The organism is Alistipes sp. ZOR0009 (assembly GCF_000798815.1).
Taxonomy (GTDB): domain Bacteria; phylum Bacteroidota; class Bacteroidia; order Bacteroidales; family ZOR0009; genus Acetobacteroides.
The window spans coordinates 23,490-32,744 of the sequence record NZ_JTLD01000028.1 but is presented as its reverse complement, the minus strand read 5'-3'; the positions used below and the strand labels follow the sequence as shown (position 1 = coordinate 32,744).

Below are 9,255 nucleotides of genomic sequence, written 5' to 3'. Positions count from 1 at the left end.
TAATTTTAAAAAAAATATAAAGCATTACTTTGAAGATGGTGACTTGCAATGTCATTCAAAATTTTGGAAAAACAAGGAAAATTCTTGCATTATAGAAAATGAGTACATAATTTGTTTTGATGAAAACAAAAAACAGATACTGACCAATGGAAATGGAATATACATTACGAAAGAAAACTCTGAATATGGACAATATGAAGATTACATTCAATGTGTAAATTATAAAGCAGATGGGGAATCAATCTATTATAAAAATGGAATTATTTGGAGGAAAGAAAATTACAAGAATGGTTTAAAAGACGGTATTGAAATTGAATATAATGATAATGGAGTAGAAGAAATCATTAGAAAATACAATAATGGCAAATTTATTGAAAGAATTAAATAATCTTATGCTGACGTTCTGCTTTTTTACTTGGATAGAGATAGAAATGGTAAATTCACCACTTTGAATCTCCCTTCTCAGACGTGTAGGATCCCATTTTAGTGAAGACTTTACCGAATTTGTATAAAAGCGTAATTAGAACTTCGTATATACACCCACATTGCAATATATTCGGTAGTTTTGTTACGATCATAATATGAGAAAAACACTATCGATATTATTATTACTTCTGGCTGGAGGTATTGCTCATTCGCAAAATGGTTGTGAAAAGGCAATTAAACAGGCGCGCTCAGATTTCAGGAAATCAAGATATTATTTCCATTCGGAAGAATTACTACCAGTAGAGAATACCTATTTATACGTATTAGGTAAATACTATAAAATAAATTGGCGTTTCATAGATCCTTCTAAGTACTATGATTGCTACGACTCTACTATGAATGGACTGCTAAAACAAAAGTATGGAAATCATTATTTGGATAGGGCTCGTGCTATAGCTGATAGCTTAGAAAAGCTTCCAAATTGGAAGCGGGATGCCTATTATCCCGCAGGTAAAGATGAGCTATTTAAGTATATAGAAGAAAAGTTAGCAACAATATCTATAGGCAATATTGAATATTCAGGTACCGCTTTTATGCAACTTGACATAAGTAGCTTAGGTAAAGTCGCTAAGGTTGAAATATTCAGAGGCTTTTCTAAATGTATTGATGAAAAAATCATTAAAGCAATTAAAGGAATGCCATTGTGGGAGCCTGCATACTTATATGGAAAACCTACTAGACAAATCTGGACTGTACCTTTAATAATAGATGGAGGAAAAATTGCACCCGCTAACAAGCACCATAGCCAATTTTAGAAAGACAGCAAAACATGAAACAAGCAATACACATATCGATATTATTGGTAGTAATCATTTTAACGGGTTGTAATAGTTTTGAAAGCCGATTTTATGACAGGATTGACCAAGGACAAATAAATGCAATAAGAAATGGTACAGACACATTGGATCTCGCAGCAATAACTGATTTTGAATGGGACAGCGTCTTACTAATTCGTGGAAATGAAAGTGTACCTGACTTCAAAGAGCAAATTGAAGAGACACTTAATAATCAGAAAAGTGAAATTCACTGGGAAGATAGGCGATTTAATAATGCTGATGACCCTAAACTTATATATAAAACAACCGACTTGCCAATAAATAAAGATCGTTTTTACTTTTTGACACCCGACAAGAGATTAGTCGAGAAGGAAATAGAAAGTGGCATCCACAAACACAAACCTGCATTCGAATTAATTTACTGTTTGGCTGACAGCGTAAATACAAGATATTGGCTTTCAAAAAAAGAATGTAAGTTCCTATTAAGATCAAACTGTCAGACTGCAGGGCAAGGTACGGTACTTCTTTACCCTGCTTGTAAAGCAAAATTTTAGCATAACAGCATTGCTTTTCACGACAACAAGTAATGATAGAAAATAAGAGCTGGCTATAATAAAGGAGACACCTCGCTACGCTCAAACAGCCAAGGCTTATGGATAAGGACAGAAAAGGAGCACGCTTAGAAAGGAGTCTACGACTAACAACGCTAGTCGTAAGCTAGCATCACACACAGCTACGTTTTATCCATGCCCATCTGTTGACAGCCATTGCAAAGTGCCCCATTTAGAAGTAATTTTAGCCCACACAATAACGTAGCATGACGGAGGAAAATATTCTTAACCTTAAAACAAGAGCAGCGTGGAGAAGCTGGCTTCAACAGAACTTCAACATCGAAAAGGAGGCGTGGCTGGTGTATGCAAAAAAGTCGTCTGGCGAAGAGCGTATTCAATACAACGATGCGGTGGAGGAAGCCCTCTGCTTTGGGTGGATAGACAGCACCAACAAAACGCTCGACAAGGACCACTCCATTCAGCGATTTACGCCTAGGAAAGCCAAAAGCAGCTATTCGCAACCCAATATAGAGCGGCTGAAATGGCTAGCCGAAAACAACCTAATCCATCATACGCTGCATCAAACAGTTTTAGAGATTACCTCGCGGGAGTTTGTCTTTCCCGAAGATATCTTAGCCGAAATCAGAAAAGACGAAGCGACCTGGAACCACTACTTAAAGCTTTCAGAACCGTATAAGCGAATTCGAGTTGCCTATATCGACAGCGCAAGAAAGCGACCAGAGGAGTTTACTAAACGGCTAACAAACTTTATTCAAAAAACACGAGACAATAAGCTTATCCAGGGATTTGGCGGAATTGACAAATACTATTAACCACTCATGGCGGTAGCCCTAGAACAACCGTAAAACCGCCAACCGCCTCTAGAATCAGGAGGCTGATGGTACATTTTCTAAGCTATAGCGTTATCAGTTGGATTAGGACTTCCTCGATACAGATGCTGCATGCAAGACATTATATGCAACCATCAGCAAAGAAGTCGCATATCTCAAATCGCATATCTCAATACCTTTTTCCCCTCTTTTCATAAAAAAGTTTCATTCGGCCACAATTACACAAAAAAACAGCCTACCTCCCATCCGTCCCCCCCGTGGCGAAGCCACACAACCAACGGCGAAAAATCTCATACCTCATATCGCAATACCTGTTTAAGCAACGCTCGGAAAGCAGCTCATTCCCAAATGAGCAAATCTCAATCGTTCTACAATCCTACTTCAAAGCACCAAGAACCCATAAGCCGACGGTGCGAGTTAATTTCCACCATGTTTTTTGGTTACTTTTTTGCGCCAAAGAAATAAGCCAGCAACACTTCCTCTTATACGGTTAACCTAAGACATTCCTTGCCAAGCGACATCTCCCTCCATATTTTTTCAACTTCCTCCCTACTTTTCCTGTATGCATAGAATAATGAGTGCTAATAAATGCTATATTGCCTACCTATTTATAACGTACCCCTAAAATAAGCATGGTAATATGTAGTAATTCGTTTACTCCCAATTTCGTTTAGGAACTTGTTTGCCACGCACCTGTTAGAAAACGACACCTACAAATGCTGCTGGGCACAAGAGCATAAAGAATCCGCAGAATTGACAGGACACTGGCTATGTAAACAATTATTAACTTACAGCAACTTTTGTTGGATATCCCATTTTTGATGGCAGATATACAAACAAAGTTGATTACAATAGATGTTAGCAGCAAGGATAGAAGGACATAGTACCATTAAATAGGCAAATGAATAAAAGACAATATGACTATTAAAGCAGAAATACTGGATTCAAGAAATGACGGTAACAGTCAATGTTTTCTTGCGAAGTTTTCATTGTTTGATTATCTAACTAATCTACCAGAAAACTACAAAGAATACGATATCCAAAGAGAGGTTGTTAATACAAATGTATACCTCGATAAAATCATAGAAACGGTACTTAATAAAAATCATATACCGCCAATTGTGATTGTTTTGGGAGATTATCATCAAGAAGAAAAACATATCCAATTTAGTTCAGATAATTACAAAATACTAGATGGTCTTCAGCGAACTCATCGTTTGAAAATGATATACGATACATATTTGCTGTTTAAATCTGAATTAGAAACAGATTCATCAATATTAGAATTAAAGAAATTTCAATTGTCACGAATTTTTTCTCAAAAACTATATACCATAAAATCAAATTACAAAATTTTGTATAGAATAATTGAGTTTTATAAAAACTACAACATCAATGATTTAGACAATGTATTTACCCATAATCATTTGTGGTTTGAATTATGGACAAACCTAAATTCCGCACAACAGGTTGAAAAGATGTTGCTTTTAAATGCAGGTCATAAGCCTGTTAAATTAAAGCATCAACTAGAATTACTATTTATAAATGATTTACTAAAAGAATTTTCATCAAAAGAAAAATTTAATAATTTCAGTTTAATTCGGGAAAAAGAAATGAACTCTACCTCATTCAGTAAATCTAGAGATTTTGGTCAATTCCATTTTTCCCAGTTAATTTCATCATTGATAGCATTTGATAAAGGTCAAATTATTGTAACAAATACAAGTTTGATTAGTCAGGTTCAAGATAAGGATTTTGTAATTCAGGATTTGAGTTCTGAATTATCATATACGTACATAAATGACTTCGTGGAATTTTTACTTGATTTTGATGAAATACTAAAATTAAATTATTCTAACGAAATCAAATGGTTTGGAAGGGAGGCTTCTTTGGTTGGTTTGTTCGCAGCTCTAGGTAATTACAGACAAGCAAAAGAAATTGAAAATCCAAAAGAACTATTCAATTTGATGATAAGTTTTCTTAAAAAACATCCAACGATATTAAACCTAAATGATTATGATAATGGAAGAAGACTTCTCGATTTAAGCAAAATAAATTTTGGAACAGTCAATAGAAAAGTTGTTTTTAATGCTTTTAAGAATTTGCTTGAAAGAATTGAAAACCCGCAAATTTTTCAAGAAGAACCAATTAATTGGAATGCTCACTTTTCAAAATTTGTTCAATCATGAGAAGAATTGATTTATTTTATCAAAATTTTAATAATTGCGTGAAAAATATTAGTCAAGAACTTGATAATTATTACACAGCGCATAGTGATCAAATTGAGTTGTCTGAAACAAAATCTGAAAAATATGCTAGTTTTAATACAGACTTAGGGAAACTACAAGAATATATAATTGAATCTAGAGATACCAGAAATGAATTGATTGAAGATTGTACAAAATTTTCTGACTTTCTTGATTCATACAAGTCGTTTATTGGAATATTTAATGATTTTCCTATTAAAATTGAAAATACTTTTTACTATTGGAGTGTTGTAGCAGAGAGGTTGAATAAACTTAAAGAGCCTGATATTGATTTAAACGGGGAGATTATTAATACTCATTTTAAAATTATAGACCTTAATTCAAAAATTATTGATAGCAATTTCATACATTTTGAGCAAACTGACAACTCTAAATGTTTGTTAATTTTTTCCTTAGATGCAAATTTTGAAAATTTTCTTCTAAATGAAATTCAATCTGCTCATGTTGACATTCTTTTCATCTGGCTAGATCAATTTGATTTTATTAATTCATACTCAGCTACTCAATATGTATTATTATGTCTTGAAGATGCAATAGAATTAAAAGATTTAAAACCAATATTAAAACTACAAGTTCTGTTAAATGGAAAGGAAATTAAATCTCTTGAGAAATACAATCACCCTCCATTCGCACCACATTTTAGAAGTTTTAACTTCTCTGAAAAATATGTTCAATTTGAAAGTATTGCTAGTGTTCTAAATGAATATAATAATCAAAAATACTTATTAGATAAGTATCTAAAGCTTTATCATATAATTGAAAACTTCATGTATAAACATAAAGTTTGTACTTTACAAAGAGAGAAAGCAGGTTCTTCTTTACATATTAGAGATTTTCAAACTTTATATGACCGATTTTCATCAAATGAAAATAATTGTATCCAAGAATTCTTTATTGAGGTAATGAAACTTGATTATAACGGCAATAAAATTATAGAAATAATTAAATCAGAATGGTCTAATTTGGAAGTAATAGATGCAACAAATTCTTCTAAAATAGATGTGCTACTATCTTCTTTGGGGCTTTCTAAAAATTACAAATACGAACCGTTAAAATCAAATATCGATGGTAATATGTTTGCGATTATGGTTTATAAAATTCGAAATTCTATTGTACACAACAAGGACTCTGAATTACATTTAGAAAGTACAAATTTACCATCGAGTGCAAAGTTCTTAATTGAAAAATTCTTTATACCAAATCTTGAAAAAATAGTTTTTCATCTAATAATTAATAGAAATGATATTGTATGGTATGAAAACAACTTGCTTCAATTATACGAAGTATAAGCCCAATTGATAACACGGTATATAAAACAGTTCGAGAGAAGTGCTAATTTTAACGGCGGTATATTTAACAAACTCCACAACAATTAACAACAAGTCGATTTGAATTACGAAACACTTAATACTCAAATCCATTAGAGGTAATTATACAAATTGACCGTTTATTATAAATCACTATGATTTTAAACACAAAATTATGTCACAAAATTTTTTCATAAGTCATTATAGCAAAGATAAACATATTGCTGAATTGTTTTCAACCGCATTAAGTAGGATTACATTAGAACAAATAAGTCCTTGGTTTTCTTCTGATAATGCCAGTAATAGTGGATTAAAACCAGGAGATATTTGGTTTAACCAGATATTGTCGATAATAACACAAAGCAAAGCTGTTGTAGCCCTATTAACACCTAATAGCATTAATAGACCTTGGATATATTTTGAATGTGGAATTGGACAGGCACTTGAAAAATGTGAGGTCATTCCAGTTTGTATTGGAATTAATCGAGATACAATTATTCCTCCATTAGGTTTATATCAATGTTATCAATTAAATGACTATCGTTCAGTTGTTGATTTTTTTTCAAAACTATTAACATTATTCAACATTCGCTTTGATGAAGAAATGGCTAGAGTCGTAATCGAAAAATTAGTTTCAGAAATTTCAAAAGTAAAATTTGAAGAACAAGATAAGAAAACAGATAAATCACTAATGAATATTGAATTAGTACTTGAAAACTTCAAAAACCATGTCGACAAAAGATTTATAGAAGTTTTGGAAAAACAAAATTATCATATAAATAATTCGACTATTATTAATGGTAATAATTTTAATAAAAAAAATAATAACACCAATACAGAGACAAGTTATTCTATTTTAATTTCCATAATTTTCCCTGAATTTAAGAATGACTTATTTATTGAAATAAGAGAAAGTGATACATTTCAGTCGGTTGCAAATGCTATCTATAATATGATTAGTGATTATGTGGGGATTTGGAAATATTTAGAAGAATGGGTCATTATAGATAAAAAAACAAATTTACATGTTATCATTAGAGAAATTGGAGACTTGATTCCAGCTAAATTTGTTTTTAGACCAAACTCGGAATGGAGAGTTGAAAAATTAAAAAAACCATATAGTATTTTAGATAGTAAAGATAGATTTCCATATAACAACTACCACCAACCTGTGGTATAAAAAATTGCCGATGAAATAAGTTATTCAAGGGTTATAGCCTGCATTAAATTATCAATGACTTGATAGGAGAACTCAGTAATCGGCAATCTTCCATACGCCAACCTCAATCCCCAAAAACCGACCATGCTTTTCAAATACTACATTGATGTAACCAAATTTAATCTGCTACTATCCGTAGTCGTGGGGGCTATTTCGCCATTTGGTGGGTTTATGACCTTTGGAACAATTGGCAATTTGGTGGGGATATTGTGCTATGGCATGTTCTACAAGGAGCAGTACTACTTTTACTACAACAGGGGGATAACAAAGAGGAGGCTATACGCTACGCTATTTAAGGTAAACTCTCCGGTAGCCATCCCTGCTGCCATCCTAATATTTTTTGGATAATGACAAAGTTTGAGGTGCTGCAGGCCGAAAAAAGCTTTGGGGATAATGCCGTTCTAAAGAGCATCAGCTTTGAATGCCCCCAAGGGGAGATACTTGGAATTTTTGGACGAAACGGAAGCGGTAAGTCCACCTTACTGAAAATCATATTTGGGGCGTTAGGCTACGATAGGTTCGAGGCGCTGCTGGGTAACGAAAAGTACGAGCCCAAGGCAAACATCGCAAAGCAGCAGGTAGCCTACCTGCCGCAGCACCACATGCTTCCTCCTAGCATGGTAGTACGAGACATCGTGGCCATGTTCCATCCCAATCCCGATAAACAAGATCGCATACTGTATAACCCCAAGATAGCGCGCTACGACAGCCTAAAGTTTGGTCAGCTCTCCGCTGGACAAAAGAAGTACTTTGAAGTTATGCTCGTATCCCAGCTGCCGCATAGCGTAATGATATTCGACGAGCCCTTCTCGATGGTCGATCCCATTGAGCAGGAGCAGATTTCTGATTTGCTACAAAAGTTGAAGAAGGATAGAATTATAATAATTACCGACCACTACTACCAAAACGTGCTAAGCATAACCGACAGGAACCTGCTTATAAAGGATGGCCGAAGCCAAAAAATAGGTTCGGCAGAGGAGCTCGCACAGGAAGGATACCTAAAGAGAAGCCCCTGCCCTAGCCTCCGATAGCCTAGATCTTCCACCTTATACTTACTCATTCCGCTAAATTACGGTTACTCCGCCCCCTTCAAACAATACCGTACAGCAGCCGAGCGAACCCTCAACGGAGATGATGTGGCTTACGCCACTTTAATTACGGATAGTACATTTTCTGAGCTATAGCATTATCAGCCGAAGTAGAACTTCCTCGATACAGATGCTGCATGCAAGACATTAAATGCAACCATCAGCAAAGAAGTCGCATATCTCATTACTCAATACTCACATCCCAAATCGCATATCTCAAATCGCATATCTCAATACCTTTTTCCCCTCTTTTTATAAAAAAGTTTCATTCGCCCACAATTACACAAAAAAACAGCCTACCTCCCATCCGTAAACACCCGTGGCGTCAGCCACACAACCAACGGCGAAAATATCTGTCTGAGCAACGCTCGGAAAGCAGCTCATTCCCAAATGAGCAAATCTCAATCGTTCTGCTACTGCACCCCAAAACTCCAAGAACCCATAAGCCGACGGTGCGAGTTAATTTCCGCCATGTTTTTTGGTTACTTTTTTGCGCCAAAAAAGTAACGTAAAAGTTAATACTAGCATGAAGTCCTCCCACATTAGAATACACATATGAATAATAGGAAGCATTATAAGAAAATAAGCATCAGCAAAGAAGTCGCAGATCCTATATCTCACATCGCATATCTCAATACTCAAATCGCAAATCGCAAATCGCATATCTCAAATCTCACCTTTGCTTTAGCAATACACCGAGCCTTGAGTAT

Annotated in this window: 8 protein-coding genes and 1 pseudogene; all 9 read left to right on the top strand. The window is 34.5% G+C overall.

All coding sequences use genetic code 11. The annotated features are described in order from the left end of the window. Positions 1-388: pseudogene (locus L990_RS20210) on the top strand (hypothetical protein); the annotation flags it as partial. Between the two features lie 193 nt (positions 389-581). Beyond that, entirely contained in the window at positions 582-1,241 is a 660-nt protein-coding gene (locus tag L990_RS08920; RefSeq protein WP_047447830.1) for an energy transducer TonB, read from the top strand. Positions 1,242-1,255: 14 nt separating this feature from the next. Then, positions 1,256-1,816, top strand: a complete 561-nt coding sequence (locus L990_RS08915; RefSeq protein ID WP_047447828.1) for a hypothetical protein — start codon at positions 1,256-1,258, stop codon at positions 1,814-1,816. A gap of 263 nt (positions 1,817-2,079) precedes the next feature. Continuing rightward, a complete protein-coding gene (locus tag L990_RS08910; protein WP_047447826.1) occupies positions 2,080-2,646 on the top strand; it encodes a YdeI/OmpD-associated family protein in 567 nt (188 codons plus the stop codon). A 935-nt stretch (positions 2,647-3,581) separates the two neighbouring features. Further along, entirely contained in the window at positions 3,582-4,853 is a 1,272-nt protein-coding gene (locus L990_RS08905) for a hypothetical protein (protein ID WP_047447823.1), read from the top strand. After that, positions 4,850-6,220 carry a hypothetical protein gene (locus L990_RS08900; RefSeq protein ID WP_047447821.1) on the top strand — a complete coding sequence of 457 codons (1,371 nt, stop codon included), beginning with the start codon at positions 4,850-4,852 and terminating at the stop codon, positions 6,218-6,220. Before L990_RS08905 ends, L990_RS08900 begins: the two co-directional genes overlap by 4 nt. A 193-nt stretch (positions 6,221-6,413) precedes the next feature. Continuing rightward, complete coding sequence (locus L990_RS08895; protein WP_047447819.1) at positions 6,414-7,418, top strand: toll/interleukin-1 receptor domain-containing protein; 1,005 nt, start codon at positions 6,414-6,416, stop codon at positions 7,416-7,418. A 123-nt stretch (positions 7,419-7,541) separates the two neighbouring features. Continuing rightward, the gene (locus L990_RS08890) at positions 7,542-7,805 is read left to right on the top strand and encodes a hypothetical protein (protein WP_047447817.1); all 264 of its coding nucleotides are present in this window, start codon (positions 7,542-7,544) and stop codon (positions 7,803-7,805) included. Next, a complete protein-coding gene (locus L990_RS08885) occupies positions 7,805-8,488 on the top strand; it encodes an ABC transporter ATP-binding protein (protein WP_047447815.1) in 684 nt (227 codons plus the stop codon). The genes L990_RS08890 and L990_RS08885 overlap by 1 nt, the downstream gene beginning before the upstream one ends. Positions 8,489-9,255: the final 767 nt, after the last annotated feature.